Source organism: Lysobacter sp. A421 (assembly GCF_054052145.1).
The window spans coordinates 34,460-55,264 of sequence record NZ_JBSVRL010000004.1; the positions used below are offsets into that span (position 1 = coordinate 34,460).

Annotated in this window: 18 protein-coding genes; 7 read left to right on the forward strand and 11 right to left on the reverse strand. The window is 61.5% G+C overall.

The window, feature by feature from the left end:
• Positions 1-6 precede the first annotated feature (6 nt).
• Complete coding sequence (gene hutU / locus ACW7G6_RS11605) at positions 7-1,698, reverse strand: urocanate hydratase (RefSeq protein ID WP_456980096.1); 1,692 nt, start codon at positions 1,696-1,698, stop codon at positions 7-9.
• An 11-nt stretch (positions 1,699-1,709) separates the two neighbouring features.
• The gene (gene hutC, locus ACW7G6_RS11610; protein ID WP_456998306.1) at positions 1,710-2,435 is read right to left on the reverse strand and encodes a histidine utilization repressor; all 726 of its coding nucleotides are present in this window, start codon (positions 2,433-2,435) and stop codon (positions 1,710-1,712) included.
• A 148-nt stretch (positions 2,436-2,583) separates the two neighbouring features.
• Between hutC and ACW7G6_RS11615 the strand changes: the two genes are divergently transcribed.
• The 4 genes from ACW7G6_RS11615 (at position 2,584) to ACW7G6_RS11630 (ending at position 8,409) form a co-directional block, all read left to right on the forward strand.
• The gene (locus ACW7G6_RS11615) at positions 2,584-2,985 is read left to right on the forward strand and encodes a CopL family metal-binding regulatory protein (RefSeq protein WP_456998307.1); all 402 of its coding nucleotides are present in this window, start codon (positions 2,584-2,586) and stop codon (positions 2,983-2,985) included.
• A gap of 18 nt (positions 2,986-3,003) precedes the next feature.
• Positions 3,004-5,811, forward strand: a complete 2,808-nt coding sequence (locus ACW7G6_RS11620; protein ID WP_456998308.1) for a TonB-dependent receptor — start codon at positions 3,004-3,006, stop codon at positions 5,809-5,811.
• Between the two features lie 76 nt (positions 5,812-5,887).
• Positions 5,888-6,580, forward strand: coding sequence for a PepSY domain-containing protein (locus tag ACW7G6_RS11625; protein ID WP_456980092.1), 693 nt, complete (start codon positions 5,888-5,890; stop codon positions 6,578-6,580).
• Complete coding sequence (locus ACW7G6_RS11630; RefSeq protein WP_456998309.1) at positions 6,577-8,409, forward strand: 2Fe-2S iron-sulfur cluster-binding protein; 1,833 nt, start codon at positions 6,577-6,579, stop codon at positions 8,407-8,409. The genes ACW7G6_RS11625 and ACW7G6_RS11630 overlap by 4 nt, the downstream gene beginning before the upstream one ends.
• A gap of 79 nt (positions 8,410-8,488) precedes the next feature.
• Here ACW7G6_RS11630 and ACW7G6_RS11635 read toward each other — a convergent pair whose 3' ends face one another.
• Both ACW7G6_RS11635 and ACW7G6_RS11640 read right to left on the reverse strand, forming a co-directional pair.
• Entirely contained in the window at positions 8,489-9,496 is a 1,008-nt protein-coding gene (locus tag ACW7G6_RS11635; protein ID WP_456980090.1) for an extracellular catalytic domain type 1 short-chain-length polyhydroxyalkanoate depolymerase, read from the reverse strand.
• 14 nt (positions 9,497-9,510) lie between these two features.
• Positions 9,511-11,658 carry a M13 family metallopeptidase gene (locus ACW7G6_RS11640; RefSeq protein ID WP_456998310.1) on the reverse strand — a complete coding sequence of 716 codons (2,148 nt, stop codon included), beginning with the start codon at positions 11,656-11,658 and terminating at the stop codon, positions 9,511-9,513.
• 346 nt (positions 11,659-12,004) lie between these two features.
• Between ACW7G6_RS11640 and ACW7G6_RS11645 the strand changes: the two genes are divergently transcribed.
• Positions 12,005-12,892: an alpha/beta hydrolase gene (locus ACW7G6_RS11645; protein ID WP_456980088.1), complete on the forward strand. Its 888-nt coding sequence runs from the start codon at positions 12,005-12,007 to the stop codon at positions 12,890-12,892.
• A 134-nt stretch (positions 12,893-13,026) separates the two neighbouring features.
• Here the strand turns inward: ACW7G6_RS11645 and ACW7G6_RS11650 are convergent, their stop codons facing one another.
• The 7 genes from ACW7G6_RS11650 to ACW7G6_RS11680 all read right to left on the reverse strand — a co-directional run bounded on the left by ACW7G6_RS11650 (position 13,027) and on the right by ACW7G6_RS11680 (position 17,903).
• Positions 13,027-13,674, reverse strand: coding sequence for a CPBP family intramembrane glutamic endopeptidase (locus ACW7G6_RS11650; protein ID WP_456998311.1), 648 nt, complete (start codon positions 13,672-13,674; stop codon positions 13,027-13,029).
• A 74-nt stretch (positions 13,675-13,748) separates the two neighbouring features.
• Entirely contained in the window at positions 13,749-14,888 is a 1,140-nt protein-coding gene (locus tag ACW7G6_RS11655) for a hypothetical protein (RefSeq protein WP_456998312.1), read from the reverse strand.
• A 38-nt stretch (positions 14,889-14,926) separates the two neighbouring features.
• On the reverse strand, positions 14,927-15,205 hold the full coding sequence (locus tag ACW7G6_RS11660; protein ID WP_456998313.1) for a helix-turn-helix transcriptional regulator: 279 nt from the start codon (positions 15,203-15,205) through the stop codon (positions 14,927-14,929).
• A 3-nt stretch (positions 15,206-15,208) separates the two neighbouring features.
• Positions 15,209-15,634, reverse strand: a complete 426-nt coding sequence (locus tag ACW7G6_RS11665) for a hypothetical protein (RefSeq protein WP_456998314.1) — start codon at positions 15,632-15,634, stop codon at positions 15,209-15,211.
• A 154-nt stretch (positions 15,635-15,788) separates the two neighbouring features.
• Positions 15,789-16,091, reverse strand: coding sequence for a hypothetical protein (locus tag ACW7G6_RS11670; protein WP_456998315.1), 303 nt, complete (start codon positions 16,089-16,091; stop codon positions 15,789-15,791).
• A 72-nt stretch (positions 16,092-16,163) separates the two neighbouring features.
• The gene (locus ACW7G6_RS11675) at positions 16,164-16,511 is read right to left on the reverse strand and encodes a RidA family protein (protein WP_456980083.1); all 348 of its coding nucleotides are present in this window, start codon (positions 16,509-16,511) and stop codon (positions 16,164-16,166) included.
• A gap of 63 nt (positions 16,512-16,574) precedes the next feature.
• On the reverse strand, positions 16,575-17,903 hold the full coding sequence (locus tag ACW7G6_RS11680; RefSeq protein WP_456998316.1) for a metallophosphoesterase: 1,329 nt from the start codon (positions 17,901-17,903) through the stop codon (positions 16,575-16,577).
• Positions 17,904-18,313: 410 nt separating this feature from the next.
• Here ACW7G6_RS11680 and ACW7G6_RS11685 point away from each other — a divergent pair, with 410 nt between their 5' ends.
• Positions 18,314-19,396: an AraC family transcriptional regulator gene (locus tag ACW7G6_RS11685; RefSeq protein WP_456980081.1), complete on the forward strand. Its 1,083-nt coding sequence runs from the start codon at positions 18,314-18,316 to the stop codon at positions 19,394-19,396.
• Positions 19,397-19,549: 153 nt separating this feature from the next.
• On the forward strand, positions 19,550-20,791 hold the full coding sequence (locus tag ACW7G6_RS11690) for a parallel beta-helix domain-containing protein (protein ID WP_456998317.1): 1,242 nt from the start codon (positions 19,550-19,552) through the stop codon (positions 20,789-20,791).
• Positions 20,792-20,805 lie beyond the last annotated feature (14 nt).

Below are 20,805 nucleotides of genomic sequence, written 5' to 3' on the forward strand. Positions count from 1 at the left end.
CGTTGGTCATCCCGTGATCGATGGCAGGTTGAGGTGGTTGTCCCGGGCGCACGTCAGTGCCTCGTCGTAGCCGGCATCGGCATGGCGCATGACGCCGGTGGCGGGGTCGTTCCACAACACACGGGCCAGCCGCTTGTCGGCCTCCTCGGTCCCGTCGCAGACGATCACCACGCCGGAGTGCTGGGAAAAGCCCATGCCGACGCCGCCGCCATGGTGCAGGCTCACCCATGTAGCGCCTCCCGAAACCGCCAGCATCGCGTTGAGCAGCGGCCAGTCGGAGACCGCGTCGGAGCCATCGCGCATCGCTTCGGTTTCCCGGTTCGGACTGGCCACCGAGCCGCAGTCGAGATGGTCCCGGCCGATCACCACGGGAGCCTTCAACTCGCCGGTGCGCACCATCTCGTTGAACGCCAGGGCGGCGATATGGCGCTGTCCCAGGCCGAGCCAGCAGATGCGTGCCGGCAAGCCCTGGAATGCGATGCGCTCACGCGCCTGGTCGAGCCAGTGGTGCAGGTGGGCATCGTCGGGGAACAACTCCTTGACCTTGGCATCCGTGCGATAGATGTCTTCGGGGTCCCCCGACAACGCCACCCAGCGAAAGGGTCCCTTGCCTTGGCAAAACAGCGGCCGGATGCAGGCCGGGACGAAGCCCGGGAAGTCGAACGCGTCCGAGACCCCTTGCTCCAGGGCGACCTGGCGGATGTTGTTGCCGTAGTCGATCGTCGGCACGCCCATGCGGTGGAAATCGAGCATTGCGCGCACGTGTTCGGCGCACGAAGCGGCGGCGGCTGATTGCAATGCCTTGTGCGCGGAAGCATCGGTGCGTGCGGCCTGCCACTGCGCCGTCGACCAGTTGGAGGGAAGGTATCCGTTGATCAGATCGTGCGCCGAGGTCTGGTCCGTGACCGCCGCCGGTGTGGCTCGCCCTAGCCGGGCAAGTTCGACAAAGCGGGGCAGCAGTTCCGCTGCGTTGCCGAGCAGACCCACCGACACCGGCGACGTGGCGTTTTCGACGATCTCCAGCGCCTCCTCGATGGAATGGGCCTTTCGGTCCAGGTAACGGGTGCGCAATCGAAAATCGATCCGCGCCTCCTCGCACTCGATCACGATGCAGCTCGCGCCGGCCAGGGTCGCCGCCAGTGGTTGGGCACCGCCCATCCCCCCCAAGCCAGCGGTGAGGATCCATTTTCCCGACCAGTCTCCTTCGTAGTGCTGACGTCCCAGTTCGACAAAAGTCTCGTAGGTTCCCTGCACGATTCCCTGGGACCCGATGTAGATCCACGAGCCGGCCGTCATCTGGCCGTACATCATCAGTCCCTTGCGATCGAGCTCATTGAAGTGGTCCCAGTTCGCCCAATACGGGACCAGGTTGGAGTTGGCCAGCAGGACTCGTGGCGCGTCGGAATGGGTCCGGAATACGCCTACCGGTTTGCCCGACTGGACCAGCAGGGTCTCGTCGGCTTCCAGTGCCCGCAGAGAGGACAGGATGCGGTCGAAGCTGGGCCAATCACGTGCCGCCTTGCCGATGCCGCCGTAGACCACGAGCTCGTCGGGACGCTCGGCGACTTCAGGGTCCAGGTTGTTCTGGAGCATCCGGTAGGCCGCTTCCGTCAACCATGACTTGCAGGACAGCGTGGTGCCCCGGGGACTGCGCACAGTGCGCGGGCCCGAGACAGCCGGGCTGAGACCAGTATCCATCGATAACTCCATCACGAATGGGGCGCGTTGCCCACGTGGAAAGTGCCAACGAAGCGGTAGTTGGCAGCGGGATGCGCAAGACGTACGAAACTGGCCACCCGCCCGCGCGACCAGGTCCGCCGGCTCAAGGTCAGCAGCGGATCGCCCGCGCTGATCTGCAGCAATTTGGCGGTGCCCTTGTTGGCCAGCTCGGCTTCGATCGTGTGTTCGGTCCGCTCCAGCGGTGCCGTGCGGGTCAGGTATTCGTGCGGGGTCTCGAGCGTGAAATCGACCTCCAGGTACTCCGGCGCGCTGGCGGGATTGACGAAGCGATCCTCGAGCTGGAGGGGCTTGCCGTCCGCGAGGTGAAGTAGCCGCGAATGAAACAGTTCAGTGCTTGCCGGCAAGGAAAATTCCCGCGCCAACGGTGCCCGTGCTTCGATGGTTTCGCGCACCAGAACGCTGACCACATGGAGCTGCCCGCGCGCGCGGATCTCGTCGCGGATCGACCGGACTTCGAACATCGGCGACTCGACTTTCGGGACGGCGACAAACGTCCCGACTCCCTGCACCCGGATGACCACATCGGAATCGCTGAGCTCGCGGATCGCGCGGTTCACGGTCATCCGTGAAACACCGAACTGGAGCACCAGGTCGTTTTCGCTCGGGATCCGACTGTGTGGTGGCCAGACACCGCTCGTTATCTGGCCGAGGATGTACTGCTTCAGCTTTGCGTATTCGGGTTGTGGCTTTTCCATGAACTCAGCATGGCATGTCTATACATCTTGTGGAAGACACGTAGAAACCAATCGCACGGATTTGGAGACTTCATGTGGAGTTTGGTTGACACCCTCTCTTGGGTCGTGGTACTTGGTGGTATAGACAACTGAGGTTCCGCTACTTCCGATGCGCAATTTTTCGCTACTGCTTCGTTGCATGGTCGTCCTGGCGTTCTGCCTCGACGGCAGTGCAATGGCGTGGCAAAAGAGCACGATGGCGGTCGCTGCTGTCCACCATGCCGACACTTATGTCCCCAGCGCGGGGCATGAAGGGGCAGATCACGCACCGGACGCGGTTGCCGTGTCGGACTGTGAAGACAGCACCTCGACCACTCCTTCCGACGCTTCGCACGAAGACTGCGGTTGCAGCGATAACGGGTGTGAGTGTGCTTGCGGCTTCGTTACCCTGGCACTGGCCAGAGGTATCTCGACCGACGCCTTCTGGATCGGTTTCGTGCAGGTCTCTGGCAACCTGACAACGGTCGCTCAAGGTGCATCGTCCTCGCTCTTTCGACCTCCCATTGGTTGATCTTGTCCGGCTGCCTTCGTGGCGGCCTCTTTGTTGCGGGTCCTGGTTCTCAACGCCGCCCCAACCTTTTGCCGACAAGTTCTGAAAATTACCGTTTGGGAGTTCACCATGTTCTGTAAGCGCAATCATCTCGCGCTGGCGGTCGGCGCGTTGCTGTCCGCCGGCATCGTCGCCACCGCATCCGCCCAGTCCGCAGACGAAGGGAAGCCATCATCAGCGACCACACTGGATGCCGTCACGGTCACCGGTAGCCACATCAAGCGTGCGGCGATTTCGGGCGTCGGCCCGGTAACAGTCATCGATGCCGAGACCATCGAGCGCTCGGGTGCCATTTCCGTCGAAACCCTGTTGCAGCGTTTGCCTGCATCGGCCGGATTTGCCGGCAGCCAGACCAACGCGTACTGGGCCGGCAACGGTTACGGGACGACGCAGGTCAATCTGCGTGGATTGGGCATTAACCGCACGCTGGTCCTGTTGAACGGCCGCCGGATCGTGAATGGCGGCACCGGAGCCAACAGCTCGGTCGACCTCAACATTATTCCGGTGGCGCTGATCGAGCGCATCGAAGTGCTCAAGGACGGCGCGTCCGCCATTTACGGTGCCGACGCCGTGGCTGGCGTGGTGAACATCATTACCAAGAAGAATTTCGAAGGAGTCGAAGCATCCGTCAGCTATGGCCAAACGTTCCAGCAGGACGGCGAAGAAGGCGCCGTGGATGTGGCGTGGGGTGTGAACTCGGATCGAGGCTCGTTGATGGCTGCTATCAACTATTCCGAGAGTGGCGCGGTCAACATGGCCGACCGCGCCCCGTGCGGCTTGGGCGAAGTCAACGGGAAGCTCGAATGCGTGGGCAGCTCGAGCACCATCGGTGGTCGTGCGCTGTTGCCCGATGGCACGCGTATCAACTTCAACCAGGACCCCAACGGTGACGGTGACTTCTACGAGGCCTATTCGCCGGAGAAGCACAACCAGAACTCCTATCCGGCGCTCAATGCCGTCAATCCGATCAAGCGCCTGAGCTTCAGCGCGTTCGGCGACTACGCACTTACGGACAATGTCCGGGGCTTTGCCGAGCTGATGTACACCAACCGCCAGTCAGATCAGTTGGCGACGCCCGGCACGCTCGGGATCTACCGCCCAATCAATATCTCAGCAAATCATCCGACCAACCCCACCGGACAGGACATCCTGTTGCAGCGGCGCAGCCTGAAAGAAGGCGGCAACCGCGAGTTCTATCAGGACGTGAACACGTTTCGCACGGTACTCGGCGTGGAGGGTGGCATCGGGACCTACTGGGACTGGTCGATGGCGATCAACTGGGGCCGCAACACGGGCGACGACGGTTCCACCGGCGTCGCCAACCTGGATCGCTTCGACAACACCATGGACACGTCCTTGTGCAGCAATGCACCGGGTGCAGCCGTCCCGTGCGGTGATTACCTGGGGTACGGCGATGTCTCCCAAGAGGTGCTCGACTACATTCTGTACACCTCGCGCGACGTAGGTGGAAACGAGCAGAAGAGCTTCACCGCGAACGTGAGCGGCCAGCTGTTCGAGCTGCCTGCCGGTTGGGTGGGCATGGCGACTGGCGTGGAAGTCCGCCGCGAAAGCGGGTGGCGCGACCCGGATCCGCTGACCGTGCTTGGCATGGCCAACACCAACCGGCAGGATCCAATCGCTGGTGAGTACACCGCGAAAGAGGCATTCGTGGAGATCGCGATCCCGCTCCTCCAGGACAAGTTCCTCGCGCAGTCTGTGACGTTGAACACGGCGTTTCGCTACTCCGATTACGACATCTTCGGAGCAGACACCAACTACAAGGTCGGTCTGGACTGGGAGCTCGTGCCATCGCTGAAAATGCGCGCGAACTATTCAACGGCGTTTCGAATTCCCAATGTGCCGGAGCTGTTTGGCGGCGTTTCGGAAGGGGGCCTGACTACCACCGATCCCTGCAGCGGATGGGCCAGCCTGCCTTCCTCCTCGGTGGTTTATCAAAATTGCCAAGCATCGGGCGTGCCAGCGGGCTATACGCAACTGGGCAAAGCGATCCAGACCACGGTTGGCGGCAATCCCAATCTGAAACCGGAGGATGCGGAAACGCTGACGGTTGGTGCGGTCTGGATGCCCACATTCGTGGACGACCTCACCCTTACGCTGGACTACTTCAACATCAAGATTGACAACGCGATCCAGGGAATTCCCGGATCCACCAAATTGGCAGTTTGTTACAACACGCCCGGGCTTGCCCATCAGTTTTGCAGCGCGTCCAACTTCACCCGCAATCCGCTCACCGGCGAGATCAACTACCTGTCTGCCCAGCCGGTGAACGCGGCCAGTGAGCGTGTCTCAGGCATCGATATGGGGGCCCTTTACCAGTTCGACCTGGCGGGTTTGCGGGCGAGCTTCAGCCTGGATACGTCCTACCTGAAGAATTACGACGTGCGTCCGTTTCCCTCCGCGGAAGAGATCCAGTACGCCGGAAAAATCACCGGGGGTCGCGGCAGCTATACCCAGTGGCGCTCGTTCGGCTCGCTGACCCTGGAGCAGGGGCCGTGGTCGGGTTCCTACAGCATCCAGTACATCGGCAAGGCGGATGACATCAACGCCTCGAAGGGAGATATCGGAGACCATGCGCCGAGCGTGAGCTATCACAACGCGCAGGCAAAGTATTCGTTCAACAAGTCTTCCGACATCGTTTTTGGCGTCGACAATCTCTGGGACAAGCAGGCTCCGTTCATCCAGAGCTACACCGATGCGAACACCGACACGATGAGCTACGACCTGCTCGGTCGTCGCTGGAACGCGAAGTTCACCTACCGCTGGTGATCAGCTCAACCCTCTCCGGCGAACAAGCCGGAGAGGGTGACGTTCCCTTCTTCGCGGCATCCGTCAGGAATCAACTATGAAACCCGCATTCTGGGCCCGTCGGGCCCACAAGTGGATCGCCTTGGTCATCGGCGTGCAGGCGCTGCTGTGGTCGATAGGCGGGCTGTACATGACCGCCATGTCGATCGACTTCATCCATGGCGACCACCTCAATCACGTGGCGGTCCAGCCGCTCCCGAAACAGAGCACCCTGATCGATCCCGCCGTCATTGCCGCGCGGTACCCGGCGATGAACGGCTTTCGTCTCAAGCAGCTTTTTGGCGAGTCGGTCTACGAGGTCAACCATGCCGGAGGCGTGGACCTGGTCGATGCAGGCACTGGCCGGTTGCTCGGTCCGATTGACGAGGAAAAGGCGCGGCAACTGGCGCTGTCGACCTATCAGGGCGATGGATTGCTGGAATCGCTGCAGTTGCTCGACAAGGCGCCGCAAGAGGTGGGTACTCGACCGGTGCCGATGTGGCAGGCGAAGTTCGGAGACAGCGGCAATACCGCTTTGTACTTCTCGCCACAGACGGGAGAACTGCTGGCCACCCGGCACACCTATTGGCGGGTGTTCGACTTCCTCTGGATGCTCCACATCATGGACTATGAGCAGCGCTCGGACGTCAACAACACGTTGCTTCGCGTTGCTGCATCCGTGGGGCTCCTGTTCATGCTCAGCGGTGTGTGGTTGCTGTTCTACAGTTTTCGCAGGAGGTCGGCGGCATGACTCCCTGGATCCAGAAACTGCATAAGTGGGTCGGCCTGATCATCGGTCTGCAATTCGTGATCTGGACCGCAAGCGCGCTGGTCATGAGCCTGCTGGACACCGCGACCGTGAACAACCTGCACCATCTGGCACCCGCGGCCCAGTCGCGACCGTGGCCGGAAGCGGCGATCTCCCCGGCAATCATCGTCGCCGGGGAAAATCGTCCGGTCCAGGTGGTCGAGTCCCACTGGCTGGCCGCGCAGCCGGTCTATCGCCTGAGCGACGGCACCAGCAGCTGGCTTGCGGATATCCGGGACGGAAGCCCGGTGCCGGTGACGGCGGCGGATGTCGCCGCCATTGCCGCCCGGGATTACGTGGGTGATGGACACGCCGCGTTGCCGGAACTCATGCCGGAAGTCACCTGGGAGGTCCGTGGTCACACCAGGCCCATATGGCGCGTTGCGTTCACCGATGATGATGCGACCACGTTGTATCTGTCAGGCCAGGACGGAGCCATCCTGGAGCGACGGAATGACACGTGGCGATTGTTTGATTTCGCCATGATGCTGCACTTCATGGATTACACGAGGCAGCAGGATTTCAATAACCCGCTCATCGTGATGGCTGGTGCGGGCGGGCTGTGGCTTGCGTTGTCCGGCATCTGGCTGTTCATCGCCAGCTTCCGTCTTGGCGAGTTCATTCCGGCCCGTTGGCGGCCACGGCGCGAGCTGACGGTGTACGGCGCCGACGGGAGCAAGTTGCGCTCCGTGGAATCGCACTCCGGTGACACGGTGTACCTCGCGCTGGGACGCAACGGACTGCAGCTGCCCTCCAACTGTGGGGGTGGCCAGAGTTGCGGGCTGTGCGTGGTGCGTGTGCGTGGCCATGCACCGCCTCCGACCAGTGCCGATCGAATGCATATTGATGAGAGCCGTCTCAGGTCTGGCTATCGGCTGGCCTGCAACCTGCCGGTGAAATCGGACGGCCAGATCGAGGTGGCCGGGGGCGCCGCACTATGGACCGAACGCGTCGCCAAGGTGGTCAGCGTCACGGCAGTGACTCCCTTCCTGCGTGAGTTCGTACTGGCGCCGGAGGTGCCGCTGGGACCGGAGTTCCAGCCTGGCGCGTATCTGCAGGTCCATGTTCCCGGTTACCGCCTGCAACGGAACAACCTGGATCATCCGGAGCACCATCGTGAGGACTGGTCCGGTTTGAACCTGCCCGAAAATCTGGTCTGCAAGGAACCGGTTCGCCGTTCGTATTCACTGTCTCTTCCAATGGAAAAGACGGCCGGGAATGTGACTCTGCTTGCGCGGTTCAGCCCCGGGCGACAGGACAAGAGGCGACAGCCCGCCGGTAAGGGATCGACCTATCTCTACTCACTGAAGCCGGGCGACCATGTCTGCTTCAGCGGTCCATTCGGCGACTTCGCGATAAAGCCCGGCGCCAAGGAGAAGGTATTCATTGGCGGCGGGGCCGGGATGGCGCCCCTGCGGGCGATGGTGCACTCGCTGCTTGAAGCCGGCGCGGAAGAGCGCATCCATTTCTGGTACGGCGCGCGCAACATGCGGGAGGCGCCTTATGTCGAGGAGATGGAGACGCTGGCCAGGAAGCATGCAAACTTCACATGGCACCTGGTGCTGTCCGAAGCCGCAGAGCATGGCGCAGGCTTGATCAGGGGGTTGGTGCACGAAGCCACCGATGAAGGGCTGTTGCAAAAGCATCCTGATCTGAAGTCCTGCGAGTTCTACCTTTGCGGGCCCCCGGCGATGCTTGCTGCCACCCGAAGCCTGCTGACCCGTTTGGGCATTGCCGAGGAGCAAGTCGCCTATGACGATTTCAAGATCTAGGGAGCGCAACCCAGTCTCCCATCCATAGGTTTGACGACGTGAAAAGCGTGTTCTTCCGAATCTATTTATTCAGGCCATCTCAGCCCTGCTGGAGGAAGAACCGCACCATCTCCGCCGAGGCATCGGGCCCGGCGGGATCGGTATAGCTACCCTGCGGACTGCCGCCACTCCATGCATGGTCGGCGTCGTGTATGCGCCAGTACTCGACCTGTGGATGCCCGGCGGGATCGCTGAACACCTCGCGGGTGTAGGAGCGCCCAGTGGGAATCAGGGCTTTCTCGGTGGTCGCGGTCAGCGGCTCGATGGCGGATGCGGTCGCGTCGCGGACGATCAGATCGGCGTTGCTTGGGGCCACGGTGTGGTCGGCGTCGCCCTGGAACACGATCGTCGGTACCGGTCGGTGCGCATCGCGTTGCACGGCTGAACCGCTGCGCGACCCGCTGGCGCCGGACTTCATCGCAGACAACGCGGACATCAAGCCATCGGCGGCGCCGAACGCCAGGCCGGAATGCACGCCAACCGCGGCGAAGATGTCGGGATAGCACTCGCCCAGGATCACGGCCATGGCGCCGCCCGCGGACAGGCCGGCGACGAAGATCCGTTCCGGATCGACGTGATGGTCTGATGCGACCTGTTCGGTGATGCCGACGATCAGTGACGGTTCGCCGCGGCCGTATTTCTGGTGCTCGGGCTGGAACCAGTTCCAGCACCGGTTCATGTTCGCCGCGGCCGACTGTTCCGGATAGGCGACCAGGAAGCCATGCACATCGGCGAGCCGGTTCATCTGTGTGCCTGCCGCGAAATCATCGGGCGACTGGCTGCAACCATGCAGCATCACCACCAGCGGCGCCGGTGGACCATTGGCGCCGAGGTGACCACTGGGGATGTACAACTTGTAGTCAAGGGTGCCGGCGTCGCTGGTGAACGAGTGGCTGGTGAATGTCCCTGCCAGCCCGGGGGTGACCGATGCGCGGGCGGCGGCTGGCTCGACGCTGCCCGCGCGGGAAGCCTGGGCAGCGTGTCCGGCGACGAAGGCCGCACGCGCATTGCCCTTGAAACGGGCAAGCAGTTTTCTGGCGAAGTTCATCTGGTTTCTTCCGATCACCAGATCTTTACCCGGTCCCGCGGCGCCAGATACAGCGCCTGGCCTGGTTCGACCTCGAACGCCGGGTACCACGCATCCAGGTTGCGCACGGTCTGGGTGCGGAATCGGCCGGGGGCGTGGACGTCGGTGAGGATGGCGTTGCGCAACGCCGGCTCGCGGTACTTGCCGCGCCACGCCTGCGCGAAGCCGAGGAAGAACCGCTGGTCGGGGCTGAAGCCTTCCAGCGTCTGCGGCGGCTTGCCATCCAGTGACAGGTGGTAAGCGTCGTAGGCGGTGGCCAGGCCGGCGACATCGGCGATGTTCTCGCCCAGGGTCAGCTTGCCATTGACCGACAGATCGTCGAACGCCTGGTACTGGCTGAACTGCTGCGCCAGTGCCTGCCCGGCGTCGTCGAAGCGGGCCAGGTCGTCCGGAGTCCACCAGTTGTGCAGCTTGCCGTCCTTGTCGAACAGCGCGCCAAGATTGTCGAAGCTGTGGCTGATCTCATGGCCGATGACCGCACCGATTGCGCCGTAGTTCACCGCGTCGTCGGCATTGGGATCGAAGAACGGCGGCTGTAGGATCGCGGCTGGGAAGATCAGCCGGTTTTCAAGCGGCACGTTCAGCGCATTGACCGTCTGCGGCAGCATGTACCACTCGTCGTGGTTGACCGCTTGGCCGAGCTTGGCCAGGTTGCGTTGGTACTCGAACTGGCCTGCGCGTTGTGCGTTGCCCAGCGCGTCGTCGGGCTTCACCTCCAGCGCGGTGTAGTCGCGCCAGGTGTCCGGGTAGCCGACTGCGACGGTGAGGCCGGCGACCTTGGCGCGGGCTTCGGCCTTGGTCTGCGGGCTCATCCATTCCAGCGCGTCGATGCGCTTGCCGAACGCGGCGATGATGTTGGCGACCATCGCCTCGGCGCGGGTCTTGGTCGCGGCGCTGACATGGCGTTCGACATACTGCTTGCCGACCGCCTCGCCGAGTGCATCGTTGGTGACGCTGATGCCGCGCTTCCAGCGCGCGCGTTGCTCCGGCGTGCCATTGAGGGTTTTGCCGTGGAACGCGAAGTGCGCGTCGCCGAAGGCCTTGGGCAGGTAAGCGGCATTCCGGTCGAGCGCATGGAACGCGAGGTAGTCCTTCCAGGTGTCCAGCGGCTGCGAGGCCACCAGCGCCGAGATGCCGGCAACCGCGTCCGGCTGCCAGACGATGAAATCGTGTTGCTCGCCCAGGTCGGCCGCCTGCAGGAACGCCTCCCAATCCAGACCCGGCGCCTTGGCAGTGAAGTCGGCAGCGGTCCAGGCATTGGCGCCGGCCTCGACGTCGTTGGATTGCTCCCGGGTGGCGTGCGCGCGGGCAATCGCGGTCTCCAGTGCAACGATGCGCTCGGCCTTGGCGGCGGCCTCATCCATCCCGGCGAGCTCCAGCACCTTGGCGACGTGCGCCTGGTACGCCTTGCGCAGTTCGATCATGCGGCCATCGCCCAGATAGAAGCTGCGGTCGGGCATGCCCAGTCCGCCCTGTACCAGGTAGGGCGCGGTGCGGTCGGGCTGGTGAATGTCCTGCGAGACCCACAGGCCGAACAACCGGTCGGTGTAGTAATCGGTGGCGTTGAGCAGGTCGACATCGGCGCGCAGCTGGCTGCCCAACTCGGTCGCAAGCGCGAGCTTGTCGCTGATCGCGGCGATCGCGTCCAACCGGGGCTGGATCGCCGAGACGCCCTTGGCCTCGATTCCGGCCTGGTCCATGAACGCGGTGTAGGTGTCGCCGATCTTGCGGGTTTCACCCGTGGCCGCGGTGTCGGCGGCGGCGTCCTCGATGATCTTGCGGACGTTCTTCTCGTTGTCGATCAGGATGCGGGTGAAACTGTTGAAGCTGGAACGGTCGGCCGGGATTTCGGTGGTGTCGACCCAGGTGCCGTTGGCGAACTCGAAGAAGTCGTCGCCCGGCGCTACCTCGCGGTCCATGCCAGCGGCATCAAAGCCGAAGCGGCCCAACACCGGGGCCTTGGCATCGGTCTGGGCGGCTGCCCCGGCACCTGCGGTGTCCGTGTTGGCAGCGTCTGTGGTGGCGTCGGTTGCCGGTTGCTCGGCCGAGCAGCCGGGAAGGCCGACGGCGAGCAGTGCGGACAGGGCCAACGAGAGCAACGTGGGAGTGGGCTGGTGGGACATGGCAGGCAAACCGGCAGGGGGATTCCTGCCAGCCTAGGGTCGACGAGGGCTGGACGCAAAGTGCACAAGCCATTGCGCCGACCGTCGGCTGCAGCCACGGGCTATCGCTGGAGCGGCGTGCGGAGGGTCTGATTAGGCTTGACCCGACTAATCACAAGACAGTTGCTGAATTAAGCCGCGGCGCGAAGCGGCGTCGGCTTGGATGATTTGTTAGGCAGCACGACCCTTCGTCGCCGTATTCACCGCTTTATCCATCCGCTCGGCCATTTTGTCGCACGCTGGTAGCCAACTAACTTTAGCCGGCACTAGGCTTGGTCCGTCATTCGCAATATCGAGACACAAGCTCATGAAGAAATGGATATTTGCGGCCTTGCCGTTAACGGCGGTTCTTACCGCGGTCATCACTTGGTTTGCGAGTTTGTATGTATTTGAACGCCCAGTATTTGATGCGTCGGTTGAGCAAGAGACCATCTCATCGGATACGCTTGGAGAGCAGCGCCAATACTTGGTGCACTTGCCAGAATCTTATAATCACGCGCCCAAACAGCGTTACCCGGTGATCTATGTTCTCGATGGATCCTCGGAGGATCTGCACACCGCAGCATCGGCCGCCTTGATGGCACGGATTGGCGTAACACCGGAAGTTATCGTTGTCGGCATTCCAAACATCAGCGGCAAAGGACGGCAGCGCGACTACACGCCTCCTGGAATGCAGCAAGACCTTGATGACAAAAATAGCCCCGAAGGACGCGCTGATAAATTCCTTGCATTTGTGAGGGGCGAGCTTATACCGGAAATCGACAGAAGCTATCGCACCTCATCCACACGGATACTTGCGGGAAACTCGCGGGGTGGCCTTTTCGTCGTGTACGCGCTTACAGAAAATCCACCGCTATTCAATGCATACTTTGCAAATAGTCCGGCCTTGTGGCGCGATGATAGTGAAATGGTGATACGGCTCGATCACTTCTTGCAGGAAAGCCCATCGTTGAAGAACGATCTGTTCCTCAGCCTCGGCAGCAACGAGAACGACAAGATGAAGGATGCGTTCCGACGCGCGGTAGAAGTATTGAAAATCCACGCGCCGCCCGCGCTACGTTGGCGCTCTCAGCTAACCTTGGGAGCTGTGCATGGAAATAATGCGGAGCTGGCAACCCCGATTGCTCTTCGGTGGACATTTGACCCGCAATGGATGCCAGTCGGGATTGCGTCAGCGTCGGCACACACGCAGTAACGTAGAGTTCCGTCTATGGCTTAACTCAGGCGTTAGGCACCGCGGGTTAAAAAAGTAAGTGCAACACCAGCGGCGCCCCCGATAAGCCCTAACTGAGTTAACCCGACTTGAACGAATTGTTAGGCAGCAGCTCGCTACCTAATGGTTGGATCATATATATTGAGCAGAACGAGGGCGGCAAGCCCGAGCAGGTTGGCTAGGATGTGCCCGGCCACGCACCAACGCAAACTGCCAGTGCGCTGATACGCCAAGCCCCAGATTAGCCCAACGAGCAAGAGTGCCCCAACTGCCTCGGGCTTGCGAAGTGGGAGTGAGTAGATCCCCCAGACGAGCGGGTGACTCGCAGCGAACCATACCGATGAATACAGCAAGCTAGCGAGTTTGCCCCACGAAGCCGTGGAGTCAATGAGCAGACCACGCCAGTATGACTCCTCGAACCACGGATTGATTAAAGCGAATACAAGCCATGCGGCAATTAGCTGGGTGTTGTCCAGTAGGGTCCAGCTGCCTAGAAAGCCATGCAAGGAGAGCAAGCCAGCCAACAGTGCGAGAATTGACCAAAACCGTGAACCAGAAGCGCGCTGAAATCTCTGCCGCGGCCGCGAGCCTGGGTAATTGTGCAGCAGAAACGCAATGACCAGCCAGAAGCCAAGCATGGTTGGAACCCATGCCCATACACCGACGTAGCGTCCCGCTATGAGCTGGATGGAAGCACAGATAGCGACAAGTGCGAGTGGTGAAAAAGCAAATATCAGCCTGCGTCGTGCATCAGTTCGCGACATGCTTTCCCCTGCTACCTAGCGCCTGAGTTAAGCCGAACCGCGAAGCGGTTTCGGCTTGAATGAATTGTTAAGCATCAATTGGGATTATCCGCTGCTCTGGTGCGGCTGATGACCCATGCCTGTGCGGTCGGGCGAATGTCGTTGTCGTAGCCACCTAGTATGAGCACACTCCCATTGGGTAAATGGGTTGCGGTACTGAAGGCAAGACCATTGTCGATACTTTCGCCTGCCTTTATGAATGCGGGTGTTCCAGGTGTCCATATCTCAACGTCGGTTGCATCGCCCGCTACAACAACTTCCCCGGAAGGCAGTACAGTGGTGGCATCAACTATCTTGTACCGAGGGTTCAATAGGGGTGGCCCGGCGGTGAACTGCCCTGTGCTTGGGTCATAGATTTCCGTTTGTGCGAGGCGGCGGCGATCATCGCAATCACTGGATCCCGCGATTACCATCACACGGCTATCTTTAAGTAGAACAGCTGCATGTTTGCACCTTGGCAGTCGCATGGATCCTGACAGAGTGAATGCTTCTGTGGCCGGGTCGTAGATCTCAGCCGAGTTGGTCGCGAGGTTGCGTCCACGTTGACCGCCAACAACCAACACGCGTCCGTCTTGCATGCGGACAGCAGCATGATGCGCTCTGGCCTCATGCATGGCGCCTACTGCGACAAATCGGTTTTGTGTATGGTCAAAAACCTCTGCATGAGAAATAGGAAGATTGGTAGCGCTTGCGCCGCCGGTGACCAGTACGGACCCGTTGAGTAGCGGTGTCGCAGTAGCGTCCATTCTTGCTGTCGCCATTGCTTGAACGGGCGAGAAAGAACGATGTTGTGGATCGAACACTTCGGCGGAAGCGGTTGCCATGTCGCCAGTCCATCCTCCGGCAACCAAGACTCTGCCATCCTTGAGTAACGCTGCAGCGTGTGCAACTCGGGCTTCGTTCATAGGTTGCGTAACTTCAGAACGCCCAGTCTCGATATGAACCAGTTCGGCAGACCGTTCAACCGGAGTGCATCCACTACCGCTGCATCCGCCAGTCACCAGCACTAGAGTCGGGGATATGGCTGTGGTTTGATGGGCTGCACGAGGTATTGATAATTCAGAAGAAGGTCGAACAGTCCATTCAGAAATAGATTTCGGCTCAGAGGCCGAGCATGCTGTTGCTACGGCAGCAAAACAAACTAAGCCAATGATAGAAAACTGATTGTTTTTCATGGTTGCTACCAAAGTGAGATGAGGCCTAACGCCTGGCCTCAGCCGCCGGGAGCCCGCGTAGTGGGATGGCGGTCGGCTGCAGCGAAATGTTGGCCCGCATCGCCGTCAAACTGAAACACATCTTCGATTCCTAGCCCCAAAGTTCGAGCGATCATGAATGCCACCTCCAAGGACGGTGAGTAGCGATTTGCCTCAATGGAGATGACCGTCTGGCGCGTGATGCCTACGCGGTTTGCGAGGTCCAATTGCGTCATATCGTCATGACTCTGCCGCAGCTCGCGCAGTTTGTTGCTGAGCTTGCGTGTCTTTTTTCCCATGGGTCAGCTCCGCCGGTACAAAACCAGCTGGGTCGCGTACTCCGTAGCTTGTGCCAGGACCCAGAACGCCAGCAACACATGGACGAAGGCGAAGTTGCCCCTTACGAACACCCCCACGCAGAGCGAGAAGAAAACGCCAACCGCCAACACGTAGGAACCCAGCTGGGTACCCTTGAGACGAACCCATGCGTCCCTTTCGTCGGTCTGTATGTTCGCTGCGAGTTCGCGACGGCTCGCAATTCCGAGCAGGGCGTGGCCAATGATTTGAACGACAACGAGCACAACAATTATGCCAATGAACGCCGCAATCTCCGTGGGCTTGACCTGCGGCGACGCATTCGGCAGAGCGAATGCGAAGTAGATGCCAAACGCGGCGCAAAGGCTGACCAGCAAGAGCCACAGGCTCTTTTCGCGGAACGTGATGCTCATGACTAGGCTCCAGTGAGGCGATCGCGTAATGTCAAAGAAACATTACATGCGAGAGCCTAGGCTTGCCTCGAAAGCATGTCAAGTAATTTTTACATACACTCGGCAGGCGTTCTATCCATGCTTGCGATGTCCTGTTATAGCGCCGAACGCCTGTTCACACGCCCGGGTTGACGTTGCCGGGGCGTGGGCGCGCGGGCGGCACCACCACGGTGGTCGCCTTGTTGGCCACGATATAAGGCTGCACGTCGTCGACCTGGCGCAGCTTTCCAATGGCGCGCTGGGCGAACTTCCGGGTGGTGATGCGGACGTGGCAGTTCTGGAACGGCGCCTCCGCGTCCTTGCCCTTGGAGCAGTAGACGACGCGACCGTCACGGTCCCAGCCGAGCACCAATCGTTGCTGTTGGTGGCTGGTCTGGTAGATCCAGCCTGCCTGGATATCACTTTCCGACATGGCCATTGGAGTTGCCCTGGGTTGGTGGCGGCGCGACCGCGACGCGGCCGTGAATAATGACAGTGTGGATCCGCTTGATCACGGCACCGCGGCGATGATCACGATCTCGATTTTCAGGTTCGGCCTGGCGAGCCCGGCTTGCACCGTGGCACGCGCTGGCGTCGCGCCTTGCGGTACCCACTTCTCCCAGGCTTCGTTCATGGCACCGAAATCGGCCATGTCCGCCAAGTAGATGTCCGCACGCAGTATGTGCGCCTTGTCGGTCGCAGCCTGCTGCAACAGATCATCGATGGCCTGCAGCACCTGTTCGGTCTGCCCGGTGATGTCGGCGCTGGCGTCCTTGGGCACCTGCCCGGAGAGATAGGCCACGCCGTTGTGGATGATTATTTTGGACATGCGGGGACCGGTATCGAAACGCTGGATCATGGAGTGCTTCCTGTGGGGGTATCGAGCCATTGTTACCGGATTGAGGCGTGCTCGCTACACGCGTCAATACGGATAAGGGATGCGCGACAGTGCACGGTTGGCGCGATATATCGATGCCAGCAGGTGGCGATCGCCTGCGTCGAACAGGCTGAACCCGCGCAGTCGCCTGGAGGCGTCCGGTTGCAACCCACGCGGGATGCCGATGTCGACGGCGCGCGGCTCGCCATGGCTGAACACCAGTACTTCGGATTGCGCATCCGGATCATTGACATCGACGGCGACAACCCGTCCGTCGTACGGGTACGTGACCTTTTCGACCAGGGTGTGGCCGACGACAATCCGTTCGGCATCGTAGTGCGTGAGCATCTGCTCCACCTCCGCCTGTGTCGCGGCCGGGTACTTGTCCTTGGATGCGCGGAAATAACCCCGATACTGGGTGACGCCTTCGAGCCCCAGTACTGCGTCCAGTGCAGCGGAATGGTTTTCGGCAGCCGAGCCGGCGGTACGCCAGTAATCGCGCATCGCATGGTTCAGTGCGTCGACCGAAAGGCCGGAATTCACCACCTCCGGCGAAATGCCTGCGTGGGTGAACAACACGCGGCCGAGCTTCAGAGCTACCGGTTGGTCGCGCAACCATTCACCAAGCACGTTGTCATCGGCAAACGCCTGTGCATAGCCGCCAAGTTGTTGCAGGGCGTAGCGGTACTCGGGGTGGGCCCGCGAGATATTGCCACGCAGCAGGTATTGCTCATGGTTGCCAAGCAGCACATGCACCGCGCCGCTTGCCGCATGCGCTTGCGCCGCAAGCCCGTGCAGGCGCCACAGGACCGCGAAGACTTCGCGCCCGCGATCCACCGAATCGCCGAGTATCACCAGATGACCGGCGCCGAAGCCCCACTCGCCGGATGCATCGACTACGCCAAGCTTGCGTAGCGCAGCCTCAAGGAACTCGCTGTTGCCCTCGATATCGCTGAGCACCACCAGCTCGCCTGGCATCGGCGCGACAGCGTCCGCTACGGGAGCGGTAGCCAGCGGAAAGTCATGCGTCTTGCCGGCGCATGCGACCTGCAATGCATCCTCGTGGCCTTTCGCGTGCTGTATCGCGTTCTCGCAGAACCAGGTCGCCGACCAGGTTCCATCAATGCCGCGGCGAACCACCGGGCCGGCCAGAAAGCCGGGGATAGCGACGTTCTCTCCGGTACCCGAGTACACGCGTACACCAATGGCGCCGCGCACGACAGGCACCAGTAATCGGGTGTGAGCACCACCGGCAGTCATCTCGACCCGCGCACATGACAGTGCCACGAATGCCGCTGCCATAAAGACTGCTGCAAGACCCAGCAGCGTCCAGCCGGTGCGCTTCAATACCTTCCGCTTCGATGTCCCAGTCATCCGGAAATCTCCCCTCAAGTTGGTGCATATTCCCTCTGCACTTTGGCCGGCACCGCTGAAGAGCAGCAGGCCGCTGGCGATCCTTCGTTGATCTTTGACGAGAAGACGAATGACCTGTCAGACAGAGAATACTGAAGCCTTGCTCGCTGTGGAAATGATTGCCGAACGGACATGCAGTCCGGCAGTTTGGTGTTAGCACCGCGAACCCAAAACATGCGATGCCCGTCGGACCACCAGCCAAGCGCCTTGATTGTCGTTGCCGGTGGCGCCAGGACTGGGACATGGCAGGCGGCGACGGCGACGCGGCAGTGAATGCTGACAGCTGCTGGCACGTCCGTGGTAGAAAGGGGATTGATACTGGTCACAGCCGGCCGGTTACGGTCGGGCGCATGCGCTGGAGGGAGTACACGATGGCACGACCTGCCGACATGATCGGCCTCCCGAATCTCGGCATCGGCTTTCATCCGAATGAGGAAGCCCGGTATACCGCCGCAGAATTCCCATCCAACAAGCTGCTGTTCCTGGCCCAGCTGGCCGACACCCATGGCGTTGACAGTGCGCCGTGGTTTGCCGGATTGGCGTTGGACCGAGCGCAGATTGCCGACCCCGCCCTGCGCGTGTCGTACCGGCAGGCCAGCACTTTCATACGACGCGCATTGCAGGCGCTGGACGTGCCTGACGCCGGCTTGCGCATTGGCGGTGACGGCACCATCGGGGGCTTCGGGCTGCTCGGGCTGGCGATGATGACCTCGCGCACGTTCGGCGAGGCGATGCAGTCGGGCATTCGTTATCACAAGATCTGCGGTTGTTTGCTCGACCTGTCCTTCGAGGCGGTCAGCGAGGAAGCGGTGGCGCTGGTCGCCACGCCGCTGTTTGGCGACCTGGAATTGCTGCCATTTTTCTGTGAGGAGTTGTTTGCCAGTTCGGTGATGATCTCGCGCGAGCTGGTCAGTCCGCAGCTGCGGCCGCTACGTGTGGAGTTCAGCTATCCGGAACCGGATCATGTTGCCGGCTACGCCAACGTGTTCCAGTGCGACCTGGAGTTTGGTGCCGAGCGCAACCGTCTGGTGCTCGGCATCGACTGGCTGGGGTACCCGTTGCCCGGCTACAACCCGCTGACGGCGAAACAGGCGCTGGCGCTGTGCGAGCAGCAACGTACGCCCGACGGCGGCGAGCCGCATCAGGAAGTCGTCGCTGCGGTGGAGCGCTTGTTGCGCAGCCAGTTGCGTCAGCCGCCCAAGCTCACCGACGTGGCACGCACACTCAATCTCAGTGAACGCGCCCTGCGGCGCAAGTTAGCGGAAAGCGGGCGCATGTTCCGCGAGATCCACGACCGCGTGCGCGCCGAGCGTGCGTTGCAATTGCTCCAGGCCGGCACGCTCAGCGTGGCCGAGATCGGTGCCGAGGTGGGCTTCGAGGACCCGCGTGAATTCCGCCGTGCCTTCAAGCGCTGGACCGGGCTCGCGCCGCAGCAGGCCCGCCAGGCGGCCTGAAGCCGGCATCATTTCGGCCGTGTTGGCCGATTTGCCCCCCGTTATGCGGCTGTCCGGCCCTCCCCCCGTGGTGGCGATTGCGGGACAGTCGGGTATGCGCCGCGATCTCGGCGGCACGGCCGACATATCGTTTGAACGGGGAGTACAGCGACCATGCGCCATTTGCTTGTCACCATCGCCATGTGCACGGCGCTCGCCGGATGCGGCAGCGAACCGGAAGCGCCACCACCCAGCGCCGCCGATGCCAGTTTCCAGGCGGACCTGCAGAAGCAATTGATGGATGCCACGCCCGGCACCGTGATCGACATTCCGGCCGGTCACTACTCGCTCACGCGCGGTCTCAGCCTCCGTACCGATGGCGTGACCATCCGCGGTGCCGGCATGGACAAGACCGTGCTGTCGTTCAAGGGCCAGGTGGTTGGCCCGGAAGGCCTGCTGGTCAATGCCAGTGACTTCACCCTGGAAAACATCGCGTTCGAGGACACCAAGGGCGATGCGGTGAAGATCAACCAGGGCCGCAACATCACCATCCGTGGCGTGCGGGTGGAATGGACGGGCGGTCCCAAGACCACCAACGGCGCGTACGGCCTGTACCCGGTCAAGACGCAAAACGTACTGATCGAGGATTCCGTGGCGATCGCCGCCTCCGATGCGGGCATCTATGTCGGTCAGTCGGAGAACATCATCGTCCGGCGCAACCGTGCCGAGCAGAACGTGGCCGGCATCGAGATCGAGAACTCGATCGCCGCCGATGTCTACGAGAACGTCGCCACCAACAACACCGGCGGCGTGCTGGTGTTCAACATGCCCAATATCGAGCAGTCCGGTCACAGCACCCGCGTGTTCAACAACAAGATCTTCGAGAACAACCTGGGCAACTTCGCCGCCAAGGGTGCCGCGGTGGCGAGTGTCCCGGCCGGTTCGGGGGTGGTGGTGAACTCCAACGACAAGGTGGAGATATTCGACAACTACATTGCCGACCACCGGACAGCGAACGTCATCATCTCCAGCTATTTCTCCACCAATTACTACACTGACCGTGGCGTGGCGGATGACTACAACCCGTATCCGAAGGGCATCTACATCTACGACAACACCTTCAAGGGTGGTGGCGAGTCGCCGGACGGGCTCGAGTTCAAGGCATTGAAGACCGCCGTATATGGCATCAACGGGCACTTCCCCGACATCCTGTGGGATGGCTACGTCGATACAGCGACATTGGTGGACGGGCTGCCGCCGCCAGACGACCGGTTCTGTGTACAGAACGGCGATGTCGGCGTGATCAATGCCGATGGGCCGAACGGATACAAGAGCCCCAGTACCGACACCACGCCGTACGATTGCACCCTGCCGAAACTGCCGGCGGTGGTGCTCGACCCGATGCCGACGGCATAGGGCGCCGACAATGC